The following is a 2614-nucleotide window of genomic DNA, read 5'->3' on the forward strand; positions in this document are numbered from 1 at the left end:
TAAATCCTGATTCTGTTTGTTAAGGCTATTATCGTAACAGAAATAGTAGTTATGTTCATAACTTAGGCAAAATTACTATATATAGAGTTTAAAAACTATAACGTTCTAGTTTTGAACGCTATATATATGGTTTATCCATAAATCCTGATTCTGTTTGTTCAGGGTATGATCATAACAGAAATAGTAGTTATGCTCAGGACTTAGGGAAAATTACTATATATAGAGTTTAAAAACTATAACGTTCTAGTTTTGAACGCTATATATATGGTTTCTGCGTAAATCCTGATTCTGTGAAAATTTCAGCTCAAATTTCATAAATTTTCTACCTGATGGAGTGACAAACAAGTTTATCTACTACTATTTCAGCAAAAGTTTCTGATTTTATAAAATCCACTAATTGCTGATACCTAATAAGTCAATAGTTACGATTAAGTTGTTATATTATCTCCTGTCAATATTAGACTTTATTTCAACCATTTTTGAAATTACCTCTAACCAAAATAAGAAGGCTCATTTCCTGGTTTCCATTTAATATTACAACCTATACTAGGCTTTTGTTTTTCGCCTATATTTTTTCCTGCTAAAACTGCATCTAGAGCTGCTCGTAAATCACTTCCCGTTACTGGTTTTTCATTACTAGGACGACTATCATCTAATTGCCCTCTATATACTAATTTAAAATCAGCATCAAACAAGAAAAAATCCGGAGTACAAGCAGCAGTATAAGATTTTGCTACCTCTTGAGTTTCATCAAAACAATAGGGAAAATTCAATCCTAATTCTAATGCCATTTCTTTGAGTTTATCTGGAGCATCATCAGGGTTAGTTTCAATATTATTGGAACTAATAGCGACAATTCCCACATCTTTTGGAAGATAATCTTTGCCAATTTTAGCAAGTTCTAATTGAACGTGTTTTACAAATGGGCAATGACGACAAATAAACATTACTAATAATGCTTTTTTTCCTTCAAATGTTGATAGAGAAATTATCTCGCCGGAAACTACATCTGGTAACTGAAAATTTGGCGCTAGAGTTGCCAATGTCAACATTGTGGACTCTGTTAAAGCCATAAATTACTCCTGTTTAACTTTACTTTATAGGAAAAAAATACCACATTTTTTGCAAGGTTCAGCAGTAAAATTTAATCAGGGGATGTCATTTCAGTTATCAGTTGTCAGTTGTCAGACTTTAAATATTACTACATTATTAGTCAAGGATTTCCCCAATCTACTCTAAAAGCAATAATATCAAATCTAGTGACTAAAGATATTTTATTCTAAATTAGGTTAAACCATCTCCTCCTCCATACACTCATAATACTCTATCGGCCAGATTTAGCATGATTATTATCAGCTAGTTACCTTCTATAGCAAAATTATAAACATGTTCAACAATTAATAATTAATAATTAATAATTACCTCTTCTGTAATAAAAGGATTCCCTAAAAGGAATTTTTTTCTTCTCAAGGGGAGATTGGATATAGCGAAGAAACTTAGCCATCCCACCCTACGGAAAGCTCGGCAATTCAAGTTGCTCCGCGTTTCATGTCGGCGACAGCTGAAAACGACCAAGACAAGAAATAATATTTCCTTATATTCAATTCCCTTACGGTTTTAACCAGAGGTAATTATCTATTACCCATTATCTATTAATGAACATTTTTTGCCAAATTCATAATAAGTAGATAGTTTTTAGCTTGAAAACTACTGATATTTTTTCCTGTACAAAAAATTTATATAGTGGTTATCATAATTAATCAAGCACAGTATTTTTTTCTCTTCCTTATTCCCTATTCCCTAAAATCCAAAACTTGTTTACTTCCGCAATTTGAGAAACTGTAGAAAATGGTGAATTTCCTATTTCCCATTCTTGATTGCCTTTTCCCTAATTTGAATATACTCTTTCTCATGGAATTTCCACTATAAAAGTAGTTCCTTTACCAACTTCACTGGAAAAATCTATTTTTCCACTATGCAACTCTACGCACTGTTTAACAATAGATAATCCTCATCCTGTTCCTGCTATTTTGCCTACATTACTTGCTCTGTAGAAAGATTCAAACAATTTTTTTGGTTCTCAATTGGAATACCTATCCCCTCATCTTTGAATGAAGTACAGTATTTTTTTCTCTTCCTTATTCCCTATTCCCTAAAATCAACAAATTGTTGACTTCAGCAATTTGAGCAACTGTAGAAAATGGTGAATTTTCTATTTCCCATTCCCGATTGCCTTTTCCCTAATTTGAATATACTCTTTCTCATGGAATTTCCACTATAAAAGTAGTTCCTTTACCAACTTCACTGGAAAAATCTATTTTTCCACTATGCAACTCTACGCACTGTTTAACAATAGATAATCCTCATCCTGTTCCTGCTATTTTGCCTACATTACTTGCTCTGTAGAAAGATTCAAACAATTTTTTTGGTTCTCAATTGGAATACCTATCCCCTCATCTTTGAATGAAGTACAGTATTTTTTTCTCTTCCTTATTCCCTATTCCCTAAAATCAACAAATTGTTGACTTCAGCAATTTGAGCAACTGTAGAAAATGGTGAATTTTCTATTTCCCATTCCCGATTGCCTTTTCCCTAATTTGAATATACTCTTTCT

3 protein-coding genes are annotated in these 2614 nt (G+C 32.1%); all 3 read right to left on the bottom strand.

Features of this window, described 5'->3' with window-relative positions; genetic code table 11:
• Positions 1-491 precede the first annotated feature (491 nt).
• Positions 492-1073, bottom strand: a complete 582-nt coding sequence (locus tag F6K22_RS10825; RefSeq protein ID WP_293096965.1) for a thioredoxin family protein — start codon at positions 1071-1073, stop codon at positions 492-494.
• Positions 1074-1909: 836 nt separating this feature from the next.
• A complete protein-coding gene (locus F6K22_RS43055; protein ID WP_375340150.1) occupies positions 1910-1981 on the bottom strand; it encodes a hypothetical protein in 72 nt (23 codons plus the stop codon).
• A 280-nt stretch (positions 1982-2261) separates the two neighbouring features.
• Entirely contained in the window at positions 2262-2333 is a 72-nt protein-coding gene (locus tag F6K22_RS43060) for a hypothetical protein (RefSeq protein ID WP_375340150.1), read from the bottom strand.
• Positions 2334-2614 lie beyond the last annotated feature (281 nt).

Origin of the sequence: Okeania sp. SIO2F4 (genome assembly GCF_010672385.1) — a bacterium.
Lineage (GTDB): Bacteria > Cyanobacteriota > Cyanobacteriia > Cyanobacteriales > Microcoleaceae > Trichodesmium.